This is a genomic window from Paenibacillus sp. FSL K6-2524 (assembly GCF_038005525.1).
GTDB lineage: Bacteria > Bacillota > Bacilli > Paenibacillales > Paenibacillaceae > Fontibacillus > Fontibacillus anaericanus.
In genome coordinates this window covers 5,894,297-5,918,498 of sequence record NZ_JBBOSP010000001.1, presented here as the reverse complement: position 1 = coordinate 5,918,498, position 24,202 = coordinate 5,894,297, and the positions used below count along the sequence as shown (strand labels likewise).

Sequence of the window (24,202 nt, the reverse complement as noted above, 5' to 3'; positions counted from 1 at the left end):
AGGTTGTCGAAAATATCGGCAGCCTTTTTTGTGTTTAAAGCGGAGAAATTCAACATAGAATTTTCGACGACAAAATGGGACAAATTCACGAAACTTTCGCAAACTACAAATGATCAAAGTAGATTAAAAAACAATTGACCTTTTAATAAAGTGAATCTATTATAGTGTTGAAAGCGCTTTTAACCGTTTGCGAAACTTTCGTTATTTATAGTAAACGGAGTGATGATTCTAAAATTATCACGAAAATCGAGGAGGGAAAGTGTGAAGAAGAGGATTGCATTATGGTTGTCCATTTTGTTGCTAGTATCCAGTTTTTCTTCAGGCTCAGCTGTTCTTGCTATCGAAAAATCGAAACCGGTTTCGAAACAAGAGCATTGGGCTACAAAAGCGCTTGAAGTTTGGAAGTCGGCTGGAGTTATCCAAGGTTATCAGGATGGTTCTCTCCGGCCAGACGGTCAAATTACTACCGTAGAATATGTTGTCATGATGAACCGAATTTTTGGCTTACAAGAGACGGTGGCAAAGGTACCAGCAGAGATTCCTGCGGATGCTTGGTATGCCAAGGATTTGACAAAAGCACTTGAAGCGGGTTATTTACCCACTATCAACATTGTAGATTTATCAACGGGTTATTTGACCCGAGCGCAAGCCGCATGGAGCTTGACTAAATTATTTGCTCTTAGTGTGCCAGTTGAAGCTATATCATTCTCGGATATGGGTTCCCTTGATGCAGAATCCATTCAAGCCATTCAAACTTTGGCTTCAGCGGGATACATCAAGGGTTACCCAGACGGAACATTTAGGCCAGATCGGACCATTACACGTGGAGAGATTGCTTCCATCTTAGATCGTCTGTTAGTGTCCTATGTTCATGATAGTGGGGTAAGAAATGTAGGTGGAATCCAGGGTAATATGCTGGCGAATCAGGCAGATGTAATCCTGAAGGATGGAAAGATTACGGGGAATCTATATTTCAGTCAGGGGCTTGGAAATGGAGATGCCTCGCTTGAGAATATCACGGTTGAGGATACTTTCTTCGTCCGTGGTGGAGGAGAAGAATCGATTGAAGTCAACAATTCCATCATTAAACGATTGGATGTGAACAGACCGGACGGCAGGGTTCGGGTCCATCTTATCGGATCCACTCAAGTGGAGGAAACACGGGTTGGTGCGGATGCGAATCTAGACAACAGTGGAGCACCGAAAGCTAATTTTGGTCGAGTGGCGCTAGCTCCAAATGCGGCCAATATAAGTCTAACGGGACAATACGATGAGGTTGTTGTTCCTTTGAGACAAGGTACAGATGGTCAAATGCCAATCATTACGATCTCAGGCACGGTGAAAGAGCTAGTTCTAAATGGCCCAGCCACGATCCGTCTTGTAGGTGGAGCTGAGATTGTTAAGCTAGTCGTCTCGGCGCAAGCTGTAGCGTCAACTGTTAACGGAAAGATTCAATCACAAGGCAATTATTTTAATGTTAAATCCTCTGTGTCTGCTCCAACTGGGGGGACTCAAACTTCAGGTGGTGGTAATAACTCTGGGGGAGGACCGGGCGGGGAAGTTCCATCTAGCCCATGGACGTTAGTGTGGAGTGACGAGTTTAGTGGAAGTGAACTCAATCGCTCCAAATGGACCTTCGACCTCGGTAATGGCGAATCGGTAGGTAATCCGGGATGGGGCAACAATGAGTTGGAATATTATACGGATCGTCCTGAGAATGTGAGTGTCGAAGATGGAAATCTGGTCATTACCGCAGTAAAAGAATCACAAAAATTCAATGGTTTTGATTACACATCCTCGAGAATCAAGACAAAGGGATTGTTCAGTAAGAAGTATGGAAAATTTGATATTCGCGCTAAAGCTCCCAGTGGCAAGGGATTATGGCCAGCTATCTGGATGTTACCTGAGCATGATGCATACGGTGTATGGGCAGCTTCTGGGGAAATTGATATTATGGAAGGTTGGGGAAGTGACACAGGGAAAGTTGGCGGCACCCTTCACTATGGGGGACAGTGGCCTAATAATACCTATACCGGCAAGGAGTATCGTTTTGAGAACGGAGGTACTACCGAAGACTACCATGTATACGGCCTTGAGTGGGAGCCCGGTGAAATTCGCTGGTATGTAGATGGTAAGCTCTATGCGACGCAGAATGATTGGTTTAGCAAGAGTGTAGGCCAACCGGCAAACAATGCCTACCCGGCACCGTTTGATGAGCCATTTCATCTCCTTTTGAACTTGGCAGTGGGTGGTCATTTTGACGGAGACCCTACAGCAGATACGGAATTCCCGGCAAAAATGCTAGTGGACTATGTTCGTGTATATGAATTGACAGGCCGTGAATACCGGGAACCAGTGGTACCGTCTACACCCAAAGAGGATTACCCTGTAGGTTCCATTGCGGCGTTAGAAGACGGTAACTTGATGCGTAACGGAGATTTCACTAAGCATAACGAAACATCAGGAATTCCTAACATTGAAGGTGTGGTAAACACTGATTATTGGAATTTATTTATAGGAGAAGGAGGAGCAGGCGACCTAACGATTGAGAATATAGATGGGAAGAACTATGCCAAGGTGTCGATAACAAGTGGGGGAAATCAGCCCTATTCCATTCAACCGCTAGGTATCGTCTCTTTAGCCAAGGGAAGGTATTACAAACTAAGCTTTGATGCCAAGTCGGACGACTCCCGCAATATGAGCGTCAAATTAACGGGCGGTAGCTCAAGAGGTTTTGCGGCTTATTCGCAAGCTCTACAAGCAGACTTGAACAACGAATTCAACCACTATGAGTTACCGTTCCAAATGAAGCAAGATGGTGACATCGCGGCGCGGATCGAGTTTAACATGGGACTGAATACTCATCCAGTATGGTTAGGCAACGTGCGGTTGGTTGAGGTCGACTCTCTTGAATTTGATCATGACGTACCGAAGGTACCACTCGCTGATGGAAACCATATTTACAACGGAACGTTTGACCAAGGTGAGGTAAATCGCTTGAGCTATTGGCATATCCTTGAGGAAGACGGAGCCAAAGTAAAGGCAAGTGTTGATCCAGTCCAACGTAAATTGAACTTAAACATAACATCGGGAGGAACCGATAAGTCCAGCGTTCAGTTGGTCCAAAGAGGAATTTCTTTGATCAAGGGGTTGGAGTACGAATTATCTTTTGATGCTAAAGCCTCTGCAGATCGGGAGATCGAAGTTGAACTGACAAGTAAGAATGGAACTTCTTATGGCAAGCAGTTGCTGACACTGAGATCTTCCAGAGCGAATGTTACCGCACAATTCAAAATGTTGGCGGAAACAGATGAAGCTTCACAGATAATATTCCATCTGGGAGGCAAGACCGGAACGATCGAATTGGATAATATTAGACTGGTTCGCACATCGGTATATTTCGATCCAGATACCGTATTCTATCCACTAATCAATGGCGATTTCAGCGGGGGATTAGAACCGTGGCAGCTTGTTAACCCAGAGGGAGGCGGAGCTTTAAACGCTACCCTTGAAGATGATATGGCCAAGGTAACCATTACGAATAGTGGAACTAAACCACATTCCGTGTTGTTTTTCCAGGAAGGGTTAGCAGTCTCTAAAGGATTGACCTATATTCTGGAGTTCGATGCCAAATCCTCAATGAATCGAAAAATGAAGGTTTCGGTGGAGAATGCAAGTTATGCATCTTATATCAATAAGACTGTTGATTTGACCAATGGTGTAACTCACTTTACTTATGAGTTCCAGACACCAAACAAAGAAATGGTTGGTTTGAAGTTTTTGCTCGGCAATGTCGGAGACGGTGTGATCAGTGATAGCCACGAAGTATGGATCGACAATGTGGAGTTAAAAGTGAAAGATGCACCTGGTCTGAAGCCGCCTGTTTTGAAAGCTGACAGTACGGGTAACAATCCGGGTAATACAATAGCAATCACCTTCAGTGACAATGAAGCGTGGAGGAAAGCGATAAATACGGTACTTCTTAATGGGAATGCCGTAGATGGGCAGAAATATGACATTCAAGAAGGAATATTAACTTTAGATGGGTCTCTATTTTCCTCAGCCGAACGTTATGAGATCATTGTCAAAGCTGAGGGTTATGCAAATGCTATGGTGAACCAGCCGATACTTTCAGCAAATGGAAATTTGGTCACTCAAGGCTCTTTTGATGAAGTTTCAAACGCATGGGTGACCTGGACAGGGGATGGAGGGGCTTTTGACTTCTCTGTTGAAGATGGAACTGCCAAACTAGATATCACAGGTAAAGGACCGAATAACTGGAGCAATCAGTTTTATCAGGCCAACATTCCGATGGTGGCGGGTAAAACCTATGAGCTTAGCTTCAAAGCTTGGTCTACAGTGGCTCGTGATATTACCGTAGAATTCTCAGACACATCAGGTGGATCTGCGAAGTTCGATATTACTGCAACGGAAGCAGTATATAAGAAACAATTTACTGTAGATTCCTCCAAGCCGCTTAAGCTTAATTTCTTAATTGGTAAGGGTGTAACTGAGTTTGACACACCTCACACATTGTATCTAGATGATATTGAGATTAGGGAAGTGACGAATCCGTCTCCTGGGACGGAAGGACATGACCTATTGAATGGTGACTTCTCACAAGGTACCGAATCATGGGATATATATACAAATGATGGTTCAAATGCGGAGATCTCTGCAGCGGATGGCGAGTTAAAAGTTGACTTTAAGAACTATGACGGATGGAACTCTTGGTCAACCCAAATCTATCAGAATAAGTTGAATTTAAAGAGCGGTACCACGTATACCCTCTCCTTCGATGCTAGTTCAAGTCTGGATAAACGGATTGGGGTAGATATCGTAGTTAACTCAATTCCTGACGGTTCAAGCGGGAAACACTTGGCGGAGACGCTGGATCTTACGTCTGATAAGCAGACATTCACGTATGTTTTCTCCGTTGGTGATTCAGGTGATCCAAATGCTAAGCTAGTTTTCTTGCTTGGTAGTCAAAATGTTCCAGGAGAACAATTTATTTCTCATAATATTTTATTGGATAACGTGACTTTAGTAGAAAAGAAATAGGGCAATATTTAAAGCTGGAATGGGCCAAACCTATTCCAGCTTTATTCTTTATGCTATCCCCGGGAGATGCCCATACAAGAATGAAATTTGGGTATTTTCATAATTTGCTGTAAATTATTTGCTAGACCATACGCAGCGACGCATTTTTTTGATACAATAGCTGAAAACTGACTCGTATAAGGAGATTATTATGGACTACATTAGCACTCGGGGGAAAGTAGGAGCGATCGGCTTCATCGATGCCGTGATGATGGGACTCGCCGATGATGGCGGACTACTCGTTCCGAAACACATCCCGCAAGTATCTGAAGAGACTTTGAAGCAATGGCAACAACTTTCTTATCAGGATTTAGCGCTGGAAATCTTTTCGCTATATATTGGCGAGGAAATTCCACGTGAAGACTTGAAGAAGCTTGTCGACGATAGTTATGCAACATTCCGCGACGCGGAGGTCACTCCTGTACGCTCGATGAATAATAGTCTTCAAATTCTTGAGTTATTTCACGGGCCTACATTTGCATTCAAAGACATAGCATTACAATTTTTAGGCAACCTATATTCGTACATCTCTCGTAAAGACAATTCGATCATTCATATTCTCGGTGCGACTTCCGGCGATACTGGAGCTTCAGCGATCGAAGGTGTACGTGGTAAGGAAGGTATTCGCATCTGTATCCTGCATCCACATCAGAAAGTAAGTAAGGTGCAAGAATTACAAATGACGACGGTTGATGATGCCAATGTGTTGAATCTATCTGTGGAGGGTAACTTCGATGATTGCCAACGCATCATCAAAGAGTTATTCGCCGATGTAGACTTTAAACACCGTTACCACTTGCGTGCCATTAACTCTATCAACATTGCACGTATTTTGGCACAAACGGTGTATTACTTCTACGCATACTTCCAACTTACGAAGAAGGATCCGGCCGCGAAGGTTAACTTCAGCGTACCAACAGGTAACTTTGGTGACATCTTTGCAGGTTATTTAGCTAAACGCATGGGGCTTCCGATTCACAAGCTGATTCTTGCTACCAATGAGAACAATATCTTAGAGCGTTTCGTGAATGAGGGCGTATATCAACCAGGAGAGTTCCATAGCACTTACAGTCCATCTATGGATATTCAGGTTGCGAGCAACTTTGAACGGTACCTCTATTTCCTTCATGGCGAAGATGCACAAGCGATTTCCGCGATCATGGACCAATACAAAGTCGATGGTAAAATTGTGATCCCAGCGGATAAGCTGGCTAAGGTTCAAGCTGATTTTGTCGCTTATGGTGTACAAGGCGAAGAATGCCTGCGTACTATCAGCAAGTATTATGAATCAAATGATTACTTGCTTGACCCGCACACCGCTTGCGGTGTGGCAGCAGCAGAGCAATTCACAAGCGAGGGTGAAGTGACCGTTGCCCTGTCTACAGCGCATCCAGCGAAGTTTGACGAAGCGATTCGTTTGGTTAACATCGAGCAAACGTCGCCAACGCAAATTGAAGCTTTATTCGATAAACCTCAGTTCCAGACACTCGTAGGTGGATCAAATAGCGAAATTATCGAGCAACTGGTTAAGTTCTACTAAGTTTTACATTACGAGGTGCGGCACAGCTCCAACAGGTATATTACCTGTTGGAGCTGTTTTTTTATGAATGGATTGTCCTGAAAAGTGCATAATATACCAGGAATTTAATCCAAGCTTAAAAGGAGAAGGTACGATGAAAAGCAGGCTTCTAAAACTAACGCTGTTGAGTATATTTCTAGTTCTGAATTTGGTACCCCTACACGCTAAGGCGGCCACAGGGGACGATCCAGTCCTTGCACAAAAGGATTGTCTGAGTCAATCGAAGGTAGATCTGAAGTGGGATTTAAGAAAACTTTGGATCGATCATGTAAGGTGGACGCGAGAATATATCGTAAGCGCTATTGCAGGTTTGGAGGACCAACAACAAGTACTAGCAAGGCTTTTGAAGAATCAGCAGGATATTGGCAATGCGATCAAACCATATTATGGCGATGCGGCTGGTGACAAACTGGCTGAAATATTGCGTGAGCATATCCTACTCGCGGGGAAAGTACTAGATGCAGCAAAGGCTGGCAATCAGGCAGACCTCGAGAAGTACAATAAAGAGTGGCATAGAAATGCAGATGATATTGCTGATTTTCTCAGTAAGGCGAATCCCAATTGGTCCAAAAAAGAACTGCAAGACATGTTATATGAGCATCTGAAATTAATAACGGATGATGTAACAGCAAGGCTTCATAAGGACTGGAACGGTAGCATTAATGCTTATGATAAGGGTTTGGACCATATGATTATGTTCGCTGATATCCTTGCGGATGGAATTATCAAACAATTCCCTAATAAGTTTAAGTGACTTTGGACCCCAAATGAAATAACAAAAGGTCGGTACCCGTTAAGGGCTTCCGGCCTTTTGTTATTTTATTTTAACGGATTGAACTTCGTTAACTACAACTAAATAATTTGACAGTAACTTTCAAATGATATAGTATCTCGATATGAAGTTAATGTTGAAAGGTGGTAACTATCGTGAAACTCAAAGGAAATCACAGATGGTGGGTGTTAGGCGCACTGGCTATCGGCATACTAGCGGTTGGTTTAGACATGACAATTCTTAATTTGGCTTTACCTATCTTAGCTACAGACTTGCATGCAACGAACGGAGAACTCCAATGGTTTGCTGATGCGTATAATTTGGTCTTTGCTGCTGCGTTACTTCCTGCAGGATTGCTTGGTGATCGTTTAGGGCGTAAGAAGATGCTAATTATTGGGCTGACTTTGTTTGGAGTGGCCTCGGTGGGATGTGCCTATGCAGGTTCCGCATGGGAATTAATCGCTGGGCGCGCATTTCTGGGTCTTGGTGCAGCACTGTTGGTACCATTGTCCATGTCCATCATCCCGGTGTTGTTTTCTGAAAAGGAACGCCCTAAGGCAATTGGGATTTGGATGATGGCTAATGCATTTGGCATTCCGCTTGGACCTATAGTAGGCGGATGGTTACTCAACAACTACTGGTGGGGTTCCGTTTTCCTAATTAACATCCCGTTAGTTGTTCTCGCTTTATTCGCAGTTTTCATATTGCTACCGGAATCTCGAAGTGAGATGAGCCAACGGGTAGATTTCATTGGTGTGATAGCCTCAAGCCTAGGGCTGGTCGGTGTAACATACGGTGTAATTGAAATAGGAGAGAAAGGTTGGGGAGATCCCGTAACGTTGATTACATTGATAGCGGGTTTATTGGTTCTTGTGGGCTTTGTCCTTTGGGAGCGGCGAGTTAGTCACCCACTCATTGACCTTTCGTTATTTCGTTCGTCTAGCTTCACTTGGGGTACGATACTAGCTACGGTTATATCCTTTGCTATGTTCGGGGTGTTATTTCTGATGCCGCAATATTTTCTAGCGGTCGGAGGGGTGGATGTGCAAAGAGCCGGTCTGCAATTACTGCCGCTAGTTGGTGGCCTCTTAGTGGGATCACAAATATCTGACCAACTTCAGTCACGGTTTGGGGCTAAGATCCCCATTGCACTCGGTTTTCTGGTGCTTGCGACAGGTCTGATTGTCGGAACCAATACCGGTATAGACACTGGATACGGCTTTACTTCGGTATGGATCACAATTGCCGGACTTGGCATTGGGTTTGCGTTACCTGCGGTTATGGATGCAGCCATTTCCGCACTTTCGGCCGAGCGGAGTGGTGTGGGCTCAGCGCTGATCATGGCCATGCGGCAAGTCGGGGGGACAATGGGAGTAGCTATCCTGGGGACCTTACTAAGTACTGGGTATCGAAATAAACTGGATTTGCACGGGTTATCTGGGGAAGCCGCGGAGTCGGTACGACGAAATGTATCAGCCGGTGTAGCGGTGGCACGCCAGATCAATTCGACCACATTGATCGATTCGGTGAGATCATCCTTTATTCACGGAATGGAGATCACGTTGTGGGTGTGTGGGGGTGTTGCTGCTCTAGGTGTTCTAATAACGTTGAGCTTCTTGCAGACGCGGGTAGATCGTAATGTGAAATCGGAGCTTGAGCAGACTACCGTTGGATAGTAAGTGGTGATCGAGTAGTTAAGGAATCTGGTAGAAGTCTTTTCATTTGTTCGATGTGTACGCTATCAGCCAAGGAGGCGGACTACCGATCGGTACTGTTATGGGGGCTCTCGCTTTGTTCGCAGTAGAAAGCGTCGCGGGCGGGCTCGAGCTTATCCACCGGGATTTGTAGTGGTACCGTACTAACCGTTCTTTCCAGGAGCGGTTTTTTTCTTTGTGGAAATTTAATTATTGACGGATTGATAAAATTGACATAAACAATCAAAAGGAATAAAGTGTCATTATAATGTAGAGTGAATGGAGAAATGGAGTCTGAACGAACTAAACTAGCACTAAGGAGTGAAGAATAAAGTGTCATCAGATAATAAAATGATCATGGGATTGCGTGAGCGTAAAAAGGCCAAGACCATGGCAGCGATCCAAATGCACGCTATGCGACTATTTCGCGAGCAAGGTTATAAAGCGACTACAGTGGAACAAATTGCGGATGCTGCGGAGATCTCTCCCAGTACCTTTTTCCGATACTTTGCGACCAAGGAGGACGTGGTGATTACTGACAACTATGATCCTCTACTCATCACTGCATTTGAAAACCAGCCACCTCATTTGAGTCCACTTCAGGCTATACGTGGTGCAATGATCTCGGAAGTAGCCGGTACGCCTGAGGATGAACTGGAGATGGCGCGTGAACGAAACCAACTGATTATGATGGTCCCAGAGCTGCGTGCAGCGATGCTGAACAATCTGACGCAGATGATGCAGTTAATCGCAGAGATGGTCGCAAAACGTATTGGTTCTAAGCCGGATGACATAGCTGTGCGTACATTCGCCGGGGCGATTATTGGAGTGAATATTTCGGTGATGCTCTATTGTGCAGATCATCCGGATGCCAATTTCGCAACAGTATTAGATGCGGCTTTGACTAAACTGGAGGATGGCCTGCCGTTGTAGATTGTACAATCAAAAAGAATGGATTAACTATGGTTATTGACAACAAATAAAAAGAGCAGTAAGATGCTCTTAAATCATTTATTTCGGCAACCAAAGTATTCGGAGGATGAACTAATGCCAGACTTGAACAAACTTATAGATCTGATACTTAGCAATATCAGAACCATCCTCTTCCCAGAAGAAATCATAAATTTGGATCTTACTCTCTCAAAGACAGAGCTTCTTATGATGATCATGCTGGATAGGTATGGAGAAATTACGATGAGCCAAATGGCGGAATACTCCAATGTGCCGATGAGTACAGCCACAGGAATTGTAGATCGTCTAGTTAAGCTCAAGTACATGAAACGCAACAGAAGTGAAGAAGACCGTAGGATTGTCGTCATTGCTCTCTCAGAGACAGGCGAGAAGTTAGTTTATGAACTAAAGAAGCAAATTTCGGAATATGTAACGCTGATCGACCAAGCACTAACCGATGAGGAGAAGAGCTTATTATTCAGTATATTTCTCAAAATCGGTCAACTGTTTCGTGAGAAGAGTGCGGATGCCGCACCAGCAGAACAACAACCATCTGTATTAACCCAAATTAAAATCGATTAGAAATAATTCGCCCACCATGTGGGCTTTATATATATTAAATACTTCGACATACGAAATATACTGAACACGAAGTTAAATTTAAATGCTTAACTCTTCGAGAAAATAAACAGGAGGGAATTCAAGATGAGAATTATTTTGTATACAGGGAAAGGTGGCGTAGGTAAGACAAGTGTTGCTGCGTCAACCGCGGTACAGAGCGCTGCGCAAGGGCTAAAAACATTAGTCGTAAGTACAGATCCAGCCCATAGCTTGGGCGATTCATTGGATAGACAGCTTTCTTCGGAGCCAATTGAAATTGAGAAAAATCTGTGGGCACAAGAGATCGATACCATTCATGAGGTGGAAAAGGGCTGGGGTAAGATCCAACAATATATGACCACATTACTTACCTCTAAGGCCGTAAAAGATATTACAACCGAAGAATTAACTGTTTTCCCTGGGATGGAGGATCTGCTGAGCCTATTAAGGATACTGCAATATTACAAAGAGAAGACCTTTGATGTTGTCATTATTGACTGTGCTCCGACAGGTGAAACTTTGGCTTTACTCAGTTTTCCTGATATCTTCCGTTGGTGGATGGAGAAGCTATTTCCGATTAAAAAGAAGATGCTAAAGGTAGCAAGACCGGTAATTGGCCCTTTAACGGGTATTCCGATGCCATCCGATTCCGTTATGGATGAACTTGATAATGTGTACTATCAACTAGATGAGATGAGACAAATAATTGCGGATCGTGAGACGACAAGCATTCGGATTGTTGTTAATCCAGAGAAAATGGTGATTAAAGAGGCTCAACGAAGCTTCACCTATCTCAATATTTACGATTTCAACGTAGATGCCATTGTTGTCAATCGGGTTATACCCGATTCTGTTACAGATCCCTACTTTAAAGCGTGGAAAGATGCTCATGCTCGGTACAAAGAAATGATCCATGATAGCTTTTCACCGTTACCGATTTATTACGCTCCTCTTTTTGACCAAGAGGTGGTTGGGATTGATATGTTGAAACGGATGGGCAAGGAGATGTTTAGTGACAATGACAATCCCATTGAAATTAAGACGAATCTGCGAACGCAGCAGGTGGTGAAGGATGGCGCTGAATATATCTTTTCGATCTACCTACCGTTTACGGAGAAGAAGGATCTATCCTTGAATCAAAAGTTTGATGAATTAATTATCAAGGTTGGAAATGTCAAAAGAATCATCACGTTACCTCGTACATTGCAGAGTCTAACCGTAAAGGGTGCAGAATTTGTGGAAGAAACGTTAAAAATACGTTTTGGGGGTTGATTCGTATGGATGAAAAGTTATTAGTTAAAGCTATGAAGTGGAAATTTGAAGGGATGCATCTCCTCATCGAGGCTTTGCCAAGCTCACTTGGGCAATCGGTAAAAGATGCTGAAGTGACTTTTATTAAAAGCATTCACGAGGCAACGGGGGAATATCTCTCGAATGTGAAGTCAGAGGAAAAGAAATCGGGTTTGCAGCCAGTTAGTATCGATTGATGTTAACCGCAATTTAGAAGTGTAGCAGTATCTAGAATCGGGTGTCTCGAAGGTAGTTAAACCTACTTTTGAGGCACCCTTTTTGCAGAGTTCTATAATTTACCTGATCTTTTTCTCAAGTTTATTAGCCTTCTTTAGTGGAAATAGATTAGAATTAAGTAATGCAAGACAAATGGGAGCTGTAAAAATGGCAAATGAGCATGATGAAGTTATTTTGACAAGAGAAGGATTAACTAAGCTAGAGGAAGAACTAAGGGACCTGAAGGGCCCGAAACGTAAGGAGCTAGCCGCTCGTCTTAAGTTAGCTATAAGTTTCGGAGATTTGAAGGAAAACAGTGAATATCACTCTGCCAAAGATGATCAGGCGTTCATGGAGACTCGAATTCTAATCTTGGAGAAGATGCTAACTAAAGCACGTGTAGTTGAATTGGATGATGCGGATAGGGACAAAGTGGGCGTTGGTACTACTGTCGTATTGAATGATATTGAATTTTCTGAGAAGATTGAATACCAAATTGTAGGGCCAGCTGAAGCAGATGTTTTGAATAATAAAATATCCTATGAGAGTCCTTTAGGTAAGGAAATGATGGGAAAAAGTATTGGTAGCCAAATTAATGTGAAGGCACCTATGGGCATTATTAGATATGAGCTACTTGAAATAAGAATTGTGTAGTTAATGCATACCCAGATCGTCAATTTAGAGTGTCCTCAACGTTACCTTAAAGGAAACGTAAGGGCACTTTATTGGTTTAATGTCTTCTTTTTTAATTTTTTTCGGCTCCTCTTGTTTTAATAATAAAAATTTGGGACAATTATATGAATTGAATCATTGAACAGAATTTTAATGTTTGAAAAGAGGATAAGCGAATGAGCAAAACATCCATTTATGGATTAACATTTGAGCAACTGACAGCATGGCTGCTGGAACATGGACATAGAAAGTTTCGGGCATCACAAGTCTGGGATTGGCTATACAAGAAACGGGTAACACAATTCTCTGACATGATAGATGTTAATAAAGAGTGTACCGAACTATTGGAACAGCACTTTGTTATCCAAACGCTAGAAGAACATGTGAAACAAGAATCAACAGACGGTACGATCAAGTTCCTGTTCCGATTAAAGGACGGAAATTTGATTGAGACGGTATTAATGAGACAGAAGTTTGGGCTATCTGTTTGTGTAACAACGCAGGTAGGTTGTAATATCGGCTGTAGTTTTTGTGCGAGTGGCTTGTTAAAGAAAAGCCGTGATCTATCTAGTGGTGAAATTGTGGAGCAAATCATGAAAGTCCAACATCATCTGGATGCTGCCAAACAAGACGAACTTGTGACTCATGTTGTGGTGATGGGGATTGGCGAGCCGTTTGATAATTTTGCAAACATGATCGATTTCATAGATGTGATTAAGGATCGTAAGGGATTAGCCATTGCTGGCAGACGTATTACCGTATCGACCAGTGGACTTGCTGATAAAATTAAGGAGTTTGCTGATGCGAACACGCAGGTAAACTTAGCGATTTCATTACATGCGCCAAATGATGAGCTTCGAACACGAATCATGAAGATAAACCGTGCAAATCCAATTGAAAAATTGATGGATGCGGTGGATTACTATCTGACCAAAACGAATCGAAGAATTATGTTCGAGTATATTTTACTAAGAGATGTAAATGACCGTGTAGAGCATGCGCTGGAGCTTGCGGAGCTAATTCGTGATAAACAACAGCTTGCCAGTGTAAACTTGATTCCATATAACCCGGTTGATGAGCATAGTCAGTATCAACGAAGCGAGCATGAATCAATCCTGCTATTCTATGATGCATTGAAGAAGCAGGGAGTTAATTGTACCGTTCGCTTAGAACATGGGACAGATATTGATGCCGCTTGTGGACAATTGCGAAGCAAACAAATCAAAGAAACCCCAGAAGTAGTACTTTAAATGACGAAAAGAGGTTAAACCCGCATTCCGGGTTTAACCTCTTTTTTTGCATCCATAATAGAGTCATAAACAAACTAAAATGTGCCTAGTGAAATTCCCCTTCTTGGCAACACCGCGATCTGTGATGGTGAATCCAGCGGTTGCAATCATCTCGTCGATCGGTTCAATTGTGATAATGACCGCTTTTGTCGCGATACGGCGCGTATGCTGAAGGATGGAAAGCTGCTCCTCCGGAGTGGTCGTGGAGAACAGATTATAGGGCATATCGATAATAGCTACGTCGTAGTGTTCGGAGATTGTTGATATGGCCCCCAAGGTGACCTGACATTGAAATCCGAAATGAGCAATATTCTCACGCGCCCCACGGGCTATAAAGGGATTAATATCTCCCCCGACAATGTCGATGCCCATCGAGAGTGCCTCTACAAGTACGGTTCCGATTCCGCAGCAAGGATCAATGGCTTTGATGCCTACCGGATTAGGAACGGCAATATTGACTGCAGCCCTTGCTACACGTGTGCTAAGCGCAATGGAATAACTGCGTGGTTTCTTCATGTGATGAAGCCAAGTTGCTTTATTTTTTACATAGTGGCCAAAGAACCAGCGCCCACCCAAGGTTACGAGACCAAACTCATGATCCGGGTGATGGACATCCGCTTCTCCGGTAATATGCATGCCCATTTCTCGCTCAATCGCGCGGCGATCGGTGTACTCTACTTTTTCAGTGGGGTCCAGATCATTTGTTTTCACAAAAATAACCTTGAAAGTGGCATCATTCATCTGAATCTCTTTCACTTGTTCAAGTATATCGGGCAGGGTGTCACCCTCGTAGAGCACTTCGATTCTTTCTTTAAGAAAAGGGCTGCGACTAGGATCTATAGAGATTTCACTTTGAAAGATGCTGGCGGGTGGCTCCATACCAAACAGCGAGCGCAACTCTAGTTGACATAAAGACTGCTCATCCACACGACAGGCATAGGTATATATAAAATGAGATAGCGAGGTACGATTATTCAATTCAGGTTCATCCTTTTTCGAGTCAAATTTAGTAGTATCTTCAACCTTATCTGTAAAGAGCTAAAAAAGCAAAGCCATAAATTTGCTAAATTGATCTAGATCAAGGAATCCAAAGGTGCGTGAAGGTAGACTAGAGATAGAAACAGAGTGACTACTCAAACTATTTCGGAGGCGATCTATATGACGACTGTTAAATTTCAACTGGAAATTCTCTCTTGCCCATCCTGTGTAAAGAAGATTGAGAGTACTCTTCATAAGCAAGAGGGTGTGAAGGAAACGAATGTGTTGTTCAACTCTAGCAAGGTAAAGGTAGATTTTGACGAAACGAAAGTGACCGTTGAGCAGTTGGAGTCAACAATTACTAAGCTGGGTTACCCTGTATTATCTAAAAAAGTTTCATAACGATCTGTTGAAGGGAATGAGGAGGATGACAGGGAAAACGAAATTAAGCATTACAGCGATCACGGGATCGCTCCTTGCTGTAGCCTTTATCTTGTACCTGGTTGGATTACAACAGCAGGGTAAGATCGTACTTGTGATCTCGACCGTAATCGCTGGTTATCCAATACTAATCAAGGCGATTCAAGCCTTGCGGATGAAGGCTTTTAGCATTGAACTCCTCGTGTCGATCGCCATTGTTGGGGCTCTATATATCGGAGAATATGTGGAATCAGCTATCGTGTCGTTCTTGTTCTTATTTGGCGCCTATCTCGAAGCACGAACGCTGGAACAAACAAGATCCTCATTGAGAAAATTAATAGATATGGCGCCATTAGAGGCAACTGTTCTAAGAGATGGAGAAAGACGGACACTCCCAGTTGATGATGTGCTAGTCGGTGACCTTGTCGTTATTCAATCCGGTGAGAAAGTGGCGGTTGATGGAAAAGTTGTATCAGGCCAAGCCTTCATCAATGAAGCTGCCATTACGGGTGAGTCTGTACCTGCGAATAAGAGGACGGATGACACTGTATATAGCGGTACAATACTTGATCACGGTTATATTGAGATCATTGCTGAGAAAATTGGAGATGACACGACGTTTGCCAAAATAATTGAACTCGTTGAAGAAGCACAGGAGTCAAAGACGAAAACAGAAAAGTTCTTAGAGAAGTTTGCAAACCTGTATACACCTGCTATCATCGTCCTATCTGTGATCGTCTATCTATTTACTTGGAACATTGAATTCACATTAACGTTTCTCGTCATTGCCTGCCCTGGGGCGCTTGTCATTTCTGCACCGGTCTCCATTGTTGCAGGAATCGGGAATGGAGCAAAGAATGGTGTGCTAATTAAGGGCGGAGAAATCATGGAGAAGCTTGCGAAGGTCAATACCGTCGTCTTTGATAAAACCGGAACCTTGACGAAAGGTCGCCCGGAAGTAACGAATGTAAAATCCTTTACTATGGAGGAGAATGACTTGCTAAGAGTTGTAGCCGAGGCAGAAATGGTCTCGGAGCATCATCTCGGTCAAACTATTGTTAAAGAGGCAAAGGCTAGAAGTTTATCTCTCCGCAACAAACCGGACAATGCAGAGATCATCAAGGGAAATGGCATTCGGGTACACATAGCAGGACAGCAACTCACAGTTGGGAATCGCAAACTCATGATGGAGAGCGGGATCCTGATCTCCCCAGAGATAGACATCTATGCTATAGAACGTGAGAAACTAGGAAACACAGCCATTTTTGCTGCAATAGAGGGGCGAGTGGAGGGCATCGTTTCGATCGCTGACCAAATTAGACCTGAGGCAGCGGAGGCAATCACCAAATTAAGAGCCGCGGGAATCAAGCAATTCTACATGCTGACAGGTGATAATCGGTATACGGCTGAACTAGTCGCGTCCAAGCTGGGTATCGATCATGTCTTTGCTGAAATGCTTCCAGAAGACAAGGTGGCGAAGGTTCAGGAATTACAAGATGCGGGAAAACATGTTGCTATGGCTGGGGATGGGATTAATGATGCACCTGCCATTGCAACAGCTGACATCGGTTTGGCCATGGGTGGATCAGGCAGCGATGTCGCCATGGAAACCGCTGATGTTGTATTAATGGCGGACAAACTGGATCAGTTCGCACACGCCTATTCTCTTGCACAGACCACAGTCAGAAATATGAAGCAAAATACGTTCTTTGCCGTCGGTACGGTTGTGCTTTTGCTATTAGGAGTTATATTACAAAAGGTGTTTCTCGCCTCGGGCATGTTCATCCATGAATTGAGTGTGCTTATCGTGATTCTCAACGCTGTTAGGCTTGTGAGGTATACTAGTGAACAGAGACATCACAATAAGTCTACTGTATCACTACCAGTGCGAGAGGTCGTGTAGAAATTGAATTCTAGTTCATGTGGACATCATGATCCTGATCCAAATCCAAATGACAAAGAGATGCAGAAGCTCTGCATCTCTTTGGTGCCGATATTTAATCATTTACAACCTGAGGAAATGAGAGAAATCGCTACAACTACAAAGTCAGCAAGGTATGAACGTAATGAACAGATTTATGGTGCAGGAGAGCATTCGGCTCATTTATTTATCGTGCATCGTGGCAGAGTTAAGATTTACCGGCTTTCGGAATCCGGCAAAGAGCAATTCATTCGCATTTTGGAGCCTGGAGATTTCATGGGAGAATTAGCTTTATTCTCAGAAACGATTCATGACTGCTATGCTGTAGCGATGGAGAAAACTGAATTATGTACGATACAGCGTAGTGATCTACAGGCCCTATTAATGAAATATCCAGCGATTTCTTATAAAATCATTGAAGAGTTTAGCCGTCGCCTCGAGCAAACGGAGAAACAAATGAGTAGCCTGACTTCAGAAGATACGGAAGGGCGGATAGCGACTTATTTGATAGAACTAGCTAAAGCAAGTAGCGAAGATAACCTTAGAATCACCTTGCCCATGACGAAGAAGGATCTGGCCTCTTATCTTGGAACAACTCCGGAGACCCTCAGTCGGAAACTAGCTGAGTTTGAGGGGCGGGGACTGATCGAGCAGAACGGACAGCGAGGAATCACAGTTTTGAATATCGAGGCGTTGGAAGAAATTTAGGCTATCCTTCGTCATTTTCAGCAAACGTTCAGCCCGTATTAAGGCTACTCCAAGACCGATAAACTATACTTGGTAGAGTACATATTCCCTAAAGGAGGAGTCAAGATTGACTATTTCATTCTTATCAGGCAGTAGCAGTTACGCTAGTTCATCAGCAAGCGATACAGCTAGTTTGGAGAAGCAATTAGCCAAATATACTGCGGAGTTAAAGGAACTGGCTGCAAGTAAGGAAGACGCAAAGACGAAGCAAGTGAAGATGCAGCAATTACAGCTACAGATCCAGCAAATTCAGACTCAAATCGCTCAGAAGCAAAGTAATGCATCAAGTTCAAGTGCACAACAAGATAATAATAGTAAGAAGGATGTTAATGCTGCAAAGCTCGGTGTTAACGTGGCGGAAACCGAAGGAAGCATTGATATTTCAATTTAGCCCCAAGACTCTTACCCTCTAAATGGGTGAGAGTCTTTTTATTTGCGGATAACATACTGGAATATGAAGGTAAGATATGTAGAAAAAGTATGGATAAGTAGCAGAATACGTATAACTGTTCAAACAAACCTAAGCTACACTGAATGAGTGATTGGTTATTTAGATAACCTACACTAATTTGGAGTACAGGGGGGAAGAATATGAAAAAGAAGTTGATTTGCAGTATCTCTAGTCTTCTACTTTTAGGTAGCGTCTTTGCAGGGGGAAGTGCTTCATACGCTAGTGGTACGGTTACCGCCGGAGCTGGGGATAATGAGGTGAAAAGTGTTATTTTATTTGTAACAGACGGAACGAGTTTAAACGCAATTAACCTGGCCAGATGGTATCAGGGTGGGAAGCCGCTGTTTATTGACAAGTACTTTACTGGATTATCCAGAACCTATGCTACGGATTCATTAACTACGGATTCTGCTGCGGGTGCTACAGCTTTAGCTACGGGGCATAAAATCAAAAGCGAAACTGTTTCAATTCTTCCTGATACAATCACCATGCCTTTCATAGAAGCAACAAATAAGGGTGAGGAAAACAAACCCCTTCCAACGATTCTTGAAGCGGCCAAATTAGCCGGAAAAGGAACAGGATTAGTATTTACATCCGAGCTTACCGACGCTACGCCAGCTGTGTTTGCCAGTCATGCGGCAAGCCGTGACTTTGCAGAATCTATCTCTGAACAAATGGTATACAACGGAGTTGATGTATTGCTTGGTGGTGGCTCAGACTACCTAGTGCCTGGGAAAGAAGAAGCGAATCGAACAGATGGCGAAGATCTGACGAAGGTCCTAAAGTCAAACGGATATGAATATGTGACTAACAAAAAAGATTTATTAAACACGAAAACGAATAAAGTATGGGGTCTTTTTCAACCGGAAGCTTTAGATGCTGACTTTGATCTAAATCCTAATGAACAGCCAAGTTTGGCTGAAATGACAAAGGTAGCCATTGATAAGCTATCCACCAATGAAAAGGGATTTTTCATGATGGTAGAAGCCAGCCAGATTGACTGGTTCGGCCATGACAATGACCCTGTGGGTATAATAAGCGAAGTTCTAGCATTTGATAAAGCGTTCCAGACGGCAGTTGAATTTGCAGAGAAGGATGGTCATACGGCTGTTATTTCTACTTCAGATCACGCTACAGGTGGTTTGAATATGACGAATTATGACTCTATGGACGATTTAAGAGCCACTTTAAAGGGCATAAAACATACCAGCTACGGCATTGAGGGTACAATTAACGAATCTAATATGGTAAAAGTGCTGAAAGAAGAGTATGGACTTACAGATTTAACGAAGGAAGAAGTAGCTGCAGTCAAAAAAACATTAAAGAATGAAGAAAATTTATCAGTCGTCATTGGACATATGATCGGGGAGAGAATAGGGGTATCCTTCTCGACGGAGGATCATACGGCAGATGAGGTTGGTATATTTGCGTATCACCCTAAGAACTTTAAACCTACAGACTTTATGCAAAGCGGAATTATTATGAACTCGGATATCGGAAAATACATTCAATATGTTCTGGGCATTGACTATTCAGCTTTAGAGAAAACTTTATTTGTATCTGGCGAATCCTTTGTCAAAAAAGGTGCAACGGTTACGATTGATAAATCGAATAAATTAAATCCGGTCATTGTTGTGAAGAAAGGCAGTCAATTGTTAAAATTGCCGATCGATAAGAACATCGCGATCATGGATGGGAAGACGGTGCAACTTAATACGCTTAACCTGTTCATTGCAAGCAGAACGTGGGTATCACAAGAAGCGATTGATTTAATCAAATAATAACGCTATTTTAAAAACGCTGAGGCTGCCGGGAACTTTCGGGCAACCTCAGCGTTTTTCTCATCTCTTAACGATAGGTGGTATTGAAAGCCTTGAATAACGTCCGTACGTCGTATTGATGAGGCGTTACAGGACAAATCTTCTTATCTAGACCCAGCAAGGTATAGATGGCGATTCTTGCAGCACGAACGGAGTATTCCTCTGTGAACACCATATCCTCAGGGATCTCAACAAACTGACTGATCATCGCAAGGTTAGTAGAGCCAGCAGGGACAACCGCTGGGCGGTCCGTCATTTTACGTGGCTGGAACTGAGCATCAATATAAGGCATCATGCAAGGAATGACATTGATAACATCACTTAGAATTCCATCAAGTTGATCTTCGAAATGCAGATGGTGTAGCAATTCAATGAGCATCTCCTCACCTGTGCAATCACGCATAGGTTTTTTTACATAGTCGCCGACTTTATCTGTATACAGTCCATAACCCCAGAAGATAGTCTGATCAGCAGGTTGATCCTTGAAGTGAGGCTGTGCTGCCACCACAATGGACATCAGCCAGCTAGAATCTTTAAAGGTCATAAGGGCGCCGCTACCAGGCACATTACGTGAATATTTCTCGATCATCTTAAGTAGTTTGTTGCCCTGCATCGTGACGGTAAATGATTCCCAGTTGGTTTCCTCAGGACGACCAAAGAAAGGTGCAGGATTGCCAAGGCCTTCTTTTTTGGCAGCTATTTTTGCCCAAAGCTCACCTGACATAGGTTTGTCAGCAATCAATGGAGCAGCTGTATGCAAATCTCCTAGCGTAGCATTGTCCGTCATGCAGCCGTTGGTAACGATACAAAGGTCACCTTCATGCAACTGAATCAAGTTATCCGTTATACCATCCTGTGTATAGTGGATAGCAGTAACGGTAATACCTTCATTTTCATCAAAGTCGAGGTCAGTAACTACACATTTTAGACCGAAGTCTACATCGAACTTATCTAGATAAGCCTTCAATGGTAGGATTACAGATTCATATTGGTTATAACGAGTCCGAGTCACACCTTCAAGCGTTTGGATACGTGAGAACTCGAACATCATACGATTCATATAACGTCTAAATTCGAACAAGCTAGACCATTTTTGGAAGGCAAAAGTAGTTTGCCACATATACCAGAAGTTAGTTTCAAAGAAGTGTGGTGTGTGCGCAAACCAATCGCAGATACGCAGATTGTCGAGTTTCTCTTCAGGTGCGATCATCAATTTGCCAATGGCCAAACGATCGGCGGTGTTGAAGCCCATAGACATTACATCTAGAACCTCGCCATCCTTATTTATTAATCTCGCATTTGCATGAGTGGGGTGCTCATGGTCAAAGGCGAGAATTTCATCTGTTACTGATATATCAGGTTGCTCAATAGAAGGAATAGAATTAAACAGTTCCCAGAAGTTCTCATAGGTTTCTTCGTTTAACATGCGCCCGCCGCGACATACAAAACCTTGGACTGGACTACCTGCTCCATCGTTGCTTCCACCTAGGATATTCATTCCTTCTAGCACGTGAATATTTTTACCCGAGAATCCGCAATCTCTAACCAGATATGCTGCACCAGCGAGTGATGCAAGACCGCCTCCTACAAAATAAACCTGTCTGTTGTCCTTGTTTTGTTCCATCATATTAGCCTCCATGTTTTTAGAAATTTTTAAAAACGATGATGCTGTTTGCGTACCTTTACAATAGGACAACAGGGAGATGATCTCTATAGACAGTGAGGGCAGAGTGTTTAGTTTTTAGACAAAAGTGAAGAAGTGTTTAAAAACAAGCATTGCTCGGTTTCCGAGATCATTGTGGAGGGCGGATAGTGATTTGAAATGTTACATATAATGAGTACATCTTGTGGATCATATCGCTTTGATGTCTTGGATCAGCAGACAATAAGCGATGGATGTGATACTCTTTGTTCATACGACTCTCTTGTAGAGCTACAATATGTACTTAAATAACGAACCAAAAATTGAAAGCATGAGTAGATTATAAATCTGCGCAGCAGAAGAGGTAAAAGGATGAGTATTCAAGATTTTAAGGACTATAAACTAAGTGAGGAAATCGTCTCAGCACTGCAAAGTTTGGGGTATCATGAGCCAACAGAAGTGCAACGTGAAGTCATACCGCTCGCGCTAACGAAGCAGGATCTTGTAGTGAAATCGCAAACAGGGAGTGGCAAGACAGCCTCCTTTGGTATTCCTATTTGTGATCTAGTAGATTGGCAGGAGAATAAGCCACAGGCTCTAATCCTCACGCCTACCCGCGAATTAGCGGTGCAAGTGAAAGAGGACATTACGAATATTGGACGATTCAAACGGATTAAAGCGACAGCACTGTACGGTAAGGTTCCCTATGCGAAGCAAACTGCTGAATTGAAGCAGAAGAGTCACGTAGTAGTTGGAACTCCGGGGCGTGTTCTGGATCATATAGAACGAGGAACATTTTCATTAGAAAAATTAGAATACCTTGTCATTGATGAAGCTGATGAAATGCTTAACATGGGATTTATTCAGCAAGTAGAAGCGATTATACAGAAGCTGCCGGTCGAAAGAACGACGATGTTATTTTCGGCAACACTTCCTCAAGATGTAGAAAAGCTTTGTCATAAATATATGAACGATCCCCGTCATATTGAGATTCAGGCTACAGGACTCACGACGGATACCATAGAGCATACTTTATACGAAGTGAAAGATAAGGATAAATTTGCGCTACTTAAAGATATTACTATCGTTGAAAATCCGGATAGCTGCATTATCTTCTGCCGGACTCAAGAACATGTGAATCAGGTAAGTGAGCAATTAACCAACGCCGATTATACTTGTTCGAAAATCCATGGTGGGATGCTGCAGGAAGAGCGTTTTGAAGTCATGAATGACTTCAGAAGAGGTCAGTTCCGTTACCTCGTTGCTACTGACGTAGCTGCAAGAGGAATCGATATTGATAATATCACGCATGTCATCAACTATGATCTACCGCTCGAGAAGGAAAGTTATGTACATCGGACGGGAAGAACAGGACGAGCGGGTAAGAAAGGGAAGGCGATTAGCTTCGTCACCCCATTTGAAGATAAATTCCTGAGTGAAATTGAAGGATATATCGGATTTAGTATCCCGAGAATGAGCCCACCTTCCAAAGAGGAAGTAGCAAGTAAGAAGACTTCTTTTGAAGGAAAAATGGGGATTCAGCCTACGAGAAAACCGGATAAGAATGAGCAATTAAATAAAGAGATTATGAAGCTGTATTTCAATGGGGGCAAGAAGAAGAAGCTTAGAGCTGTCGACTTCGTAGGTACGATTTCCAAAATTGAGGGGATCACAGCAGAGGACATTGGGATTATTACGATCCAGGATAATGTTTCTTACGTGGAAATATTGAATGGCAAGGGTCCACTTGTCTTAAAAGTAATGAAGGATACAACAATTAAGGGGAAATTGCTGAAAGTTCACAAGGCTTTGAAGTAAAGTCTAGAGTGGGCCGAGTCAAAGGAAACCTCGAGAGCCGAGACCAAGAGTAACATCTTGATTTCGGCTCTTTGTGCGCTGCTATTTACCCAAACTAGTAACCAGCTCTTGTCATTAGATATGGACAAGGGCTGGTTTGATATATTACTAGTTCTATAAAACCATACATTAATACGTCTATAATCCATATTACCTATATTATTTAATATATTCTATAATATGCTAAATTAGGGATTGATAAT

Annotated in this window: 19 protein-coding genes; 17 read left to right on the top strand and 2 right to left on the bottom strand. The window is 43.0% G+C overall.

Going from position 1 to position 24,202, the window contains the following annotated elements:
• Window positions 1-261 precede the first annotated feature (261 nt).
• The 11 genes from NST85_RS27570 to rlmN all read left to right on the top strand — a co-directional run bounded on the left by NST85_RS27570 (window position 262) and on the right by rlmN (window position 14,124).
• Window positions 262-5,061, top strand: a complete 4,800-nt coding sequence (locus NST85_RS27570; protein ID WP_341190928.1) for a carbohydrate binding domain-containing protein — start codon at window positions 262-264, stop codon at window positions 5,059-5,061.
• 190 nt (window positions 5,062-5,251) lie between these two features.
• The gene (gene thrC / locus NST85_RS27565) at window positions 5,252-6,640 is read left to right on the top strand and encodes a threonine synthase (RefSeq protein ID WP_127194102.1); all 1,389 of its coding nucleotides are present in this window, start codon (window positions 5,252-5,254) and stop codon (window positions 6,638-6,640) included.
• Between the two features lie 133 nt (window positions 6,641-6,773).
• Window positions 6,774-7,433, top strand: coding sequence for a glycosyltransferase (locus tag NST85_RS27560; RefSeq protein WP_127194103.1), 660 nt, complete (start codon window positions 6,774-6,776; stop codon window positions 7,431-7,433).
• A gap of 173 nt (window positions 7,434-7,606) precedes the next feature.
• Window positions 7,607-9,127, top strand: a complete 1,521-nt coding sequence (locus NST85_RS27555; protein WP_341190927.1) for an MFS transporter — start codon at window positions 7,607-7,609, stop codon at window positions 9,125-9,127.
• Between the two features lie 46 nt (window positions 9,128-9,173).
• Window positions 9,174-9,299: a hypothetical protein gene (locus NST85_RS27550; RefSeq protein ID WP_341190926.1), complete on the top strand. Its 126-nt coding sequence runs from the start codon at window positions 9,174-9,176 to the stop codon at window positions 9,297-9,299.
• Between the two features lie 179 nt (window positions 9,300-9,478).
• A complete protein-coding gene (locus tag NST85_RS27545) occupies window positions 9,479-10,078 on the top strand; it encodes an acyl-CoA-like ligand-binding transcription factor (protein ID WP_445671168.1) in 600 nt (199 codons plus the stop codon).
• Between the two features lie 114 nt (window positions 10,079-10,192).
• A complete protein-coding gene (locus tag NST85_RS27540) occupies window positions 10,193-10,678 on the top strand; it encodes a MarR family winged helix-turn-helix transcriptional regulator (protein WP_341190925.1) in 486 nt (161 codons plus the stop codon).
• 123 nt (window positions 10,679-10,801) lie between these two features.
• Window positions 10,802-11,968, top strand: a complete 1,167-nt coding sequence (locus tag NST85_RS27535) for an ArsA family ATPase (RefSeq protein WP_341190924.1) — start codon at window positions 10,802-10,804, stop codon at window positions 11,966-11,968.
• 5 nt (window positions 11,969-11,973) lie between these two features.
• Window positions 11,974-12,183, top strand: a complete 210-nt coding sequence (locus tag NST85_RS27530) for a hypothetical protein (protein ID WP_127194106.1) — start codon at window positions 11,974-11,976, stop codon at window positions 12,181-12,183.
• Window positions 12,184-12,370: 187 nt separating this feature from the next.
• On the top strand, window positions 12,371-12,856 hold the full coding sequence (gene greA / locus NST85_RS27525; protein WP_127194107.1) for a transcription elongation factor GreA: 486 nt from the start codon (window positions 12,371-12,373) through the stop codon (window positions 12,854-12,856).
• Between the two features lie 194 nt (window positions 12,857-13,050).
• Window positions 13,051-14,124, top strand: coding sequence for a 23S rRNA (adenine(2503)-C(2))-methyltransferase RlmN (gene rlmN, locus NST85_RS27520; RefSeq protein ID WP_341190923.1), 1,074 nt, complete (start codon window positions 13,051-13,053; stop codon window positions 14,122-14,124).
• Between the two features lie 63 nt (window positions 14,125-14,187).
• Here the strand turns inward: rlmN and NST85_RS27515 are convergent, their stop codons facing one another.
• Window positions 14,188-15,141 (bottom strand): TRM11 family SAM-dependent methyltransferase, encoded by a 954-nt coding sequence (locus NST85_RS27515; protein WP_341190922.1) that lies wholly within the window; start codon window positions 15,139-15,141, stop codon window positions 14,188-14,190.
• Between the two features lie 180 nt (window positions 15,142-15,321).
• Between NST85_RS27515 and NST85_RS27510 the strand changes: the two genes are divergently transcribed.
• The 5 genes from NST85_RS27510 to NST85_RS27490 all read left to right on the top strand — a co-directional run bounded on the left by NST85_RS27510 (window position 15,322) and on the right by NST85_RS27490 (window position 20,461).
• Window positions 15,322-15,543 (top strand): heavy-metal-associated domain-containing protein, encoded by a 222-nt coding sequence (locus NST85_RS27510; RefSeq protein WP_307398470.1) that lies wholly within the window; start codon window positions 15,322-15,324, stop codon window positions 15,541-15,543.
• Between the two features lie 25 nt (window positions 15,544-15,568).
• A complete protein-coding gene (locus tag NST85_RS27505) occupies window positions 15,569-17,464 on the top strand; it encodes a heavy metal translocating P-type ATPase (protein ID WP_341190921.1) in 1,896 nt (631 codons plus the stop codon).
• A 3-nt stretch (window positions 17,465-17,467) separates the two neighbouring features.
• A complete protein-coding gene (locus NST85_RS27500) occupies window positions 17,468-18,190 on the top strand; it encodes a Crp/Fnr family transcriptional regulator (RefSeq protein ID WP_341190920.1) in 723 nt (240 codons plus the stop codon).
• Window positions 18,191-18,296: 106 nt separating this feature from the next.
• Window positions 18,297-18,620, top strand: coding sequence for a FlxA-like family protein (locus NST85_RS27495; RefSeq protein WP_341190919.1), 324 nt, complete (start codon window positions 18,297-18,299; stop codon window positions 18,618-18,620).
• Between the two features lie 200 nt (window positions 18,621-18,820).
• Window positions 18,821-20,461 (top strand): alkaline phosphatase, encoded by a 1,641-nt coding sequence (locus tag NST85_RS27490; RefSeq protein WP_127194113.1) that lies wholly within the window; start codon window positions 18,821-18,823, stop codon window positions 20,459-20,461.
• Between the two features lie 67 nt (window positions 20,462-20,528).
• On the opposite strand, the gene NST85_RS27485 is transcribed toward NST85_RS27490, so the two are convergent.
• Complete coding sequence (locus NST85_RS27485) at window positions 20,529-22,139, bottom strand: oleate hydratase (RefSeq protein ID WP_341190918.1); 1,611 nt, start codon at window positions 22,137-22,139, stop codon at window positions 20,529-20,531.
• A 375-nt stretch (window positions 22,140-22,514) separates the two neighbouring features.
• On the opposite strand from NST85_RS27485, the gene NST85_RS27480 reads away from it, so the two are divergent.
• Window positions 22,515-23,960 (top strand): DEAD/DEAH box helicase, encoded by a 1,446-nt coding sequence (locus NST85_RS27480; protein ID WP_341190917.1) that lies wholly within the window; start codon window positions 22,515-22,517, stop codon window positions 23,958-23,960.
• The last annotated feature ends 242 nt before the right edge of the window (window positions 23,961-24,202 follow it).

Bases quoted from the DNA above. Each gene is read 5' to 3' on its own strand.
- NST85_RS27510 (WP_307398470.1), top strand. From the start codon at position 15,322: ATGACGACTGTTAAATTTCAACTGGAAATTCTCTCTTGCCCATCCTGT.
- greA (WP_127194107.1), top strand. From the start codon at position 12,371: ATGGCAAATGAGCATGATGAAGTTATTTTGACAAGAGAAGGATTAACT.
- NST85_RS27490 (WP_127194113.1), top strand. From the start codon at position 18,821: ATGAAAAAGAAGTTGATTTGCAGTATCTCTAGTCTTCTACTTTTAGGT.
- NST85_RS27480 (WP_341190917.1), top strand. From the start codon at position 22,515: ATGAGTATTCAAGATTTTAAGGACTATAAACTAAGTGAGGAAATCGTC.
- NST85_RS27505 (WP_341190921.1), top strand. From the start codon at position 15,569: ATGACAGGGAAAACGAAATTAAGCATTACAGCGATCACGGGATCGCTC.
- NST85_RS27540 (WP_341190925.1), top strand. From the start codon at position 10,193: ATGCCAGACTTGAACAAACTTATAGATCTGATACTTAGCAATATCAGA.
- NST85_RS27560 (WP_127194103.1), top strand. From the start codon at position 6,774: ATGAAAAGCAGGCTTCTAAAACTAACGCTGTTGAGTATATTTCTAGTT.
- NST85_RS27485 (WP_341190918.1), bottom strand. From the start codon at position 22,139: ATGGAGGCTAATATGATGGAACAAAACAAGGACAACAGACAGGTTTAT.
- thrC (WP_127194102.1), top strand. From the start codon at position 5,252: ATGGACTACATTAGCACTCGGGGGAAAGTAGGAGCGATCGGCTTCATC.
- NST85_RS27535 (WP_341190924.1), top strand. From the start codon at position 10,802: ATGAGAATTATTTTGTATACAGGGAAAGGTGGCGTAGGTAAGACAAGT.
- NST85_RS27530 (WP_127194106.1), top strand. From the start codon at position 11,974: ATGGATGAAAAGTTATTAGTTAAAGCTATGAAGTGGAAATTTGAAGGG.
- rlmN (WP_341190923.1), top strand. From the start codon at position 13,051: ATGAGCAAAACATCCATTTATGGATTAACATTTGAGCAACTGACAGCA.